The sequence below is a fragment of the Paraburkholderia sp. A1RI_3L genome, from assembly GCF_048957895.1.
Classification (GTDB): domain Bacteria; phylum Pseudomonadota; class Gammaproteobacteria; order Burkholderiales; family Burkholderiaceae; genus Paraburkholderia; species Paraburkholderia kururiensis.
Genome location: NZ_JARCHA010000116.1, coordinates 1 through 244, shown reverse-complemented (window position 1 = coordinate 244; position 244 = coordinate 1). Strand labels below are relative to the sequence as shown.

Here is a 244-nt window from a genome sequence, read left to right as displayed (position 1 = left end):
TACTGCCATCGCCTGGATATCGTTTAGATGGCCATCGTTGCACTCGAACACGAACGGATTGACGGTAGACCATTGCCGGCCGATCTCCGGATGGCAGTTTATCGCCGCGCGTATCTGAGACGCGGCGATGGCACCAACGGAAAACGTATTGGTGAGCGCGATCGGCGTTTCGAGCACGCCTAGCTCCTGCAGTTGCACGAGTCCGATGCTTTTGCCGAAGCCGTTGATGACCACCGCGGCCGCT

The 244-nt window shown here is 58.6% G+C and carries 1 protein-coding gene; it reads right to left on the bottom strand.

The genetic code is table 11. The features are described 5' to 3' along the window. A partial coding sequence (locus tag PXJ20_RS33155) for a P1 family peptidase (RefSeq protein WP_421057542.1) occupies positions 1-244 on the bottom strand: 244 nt, incomplete at both ends.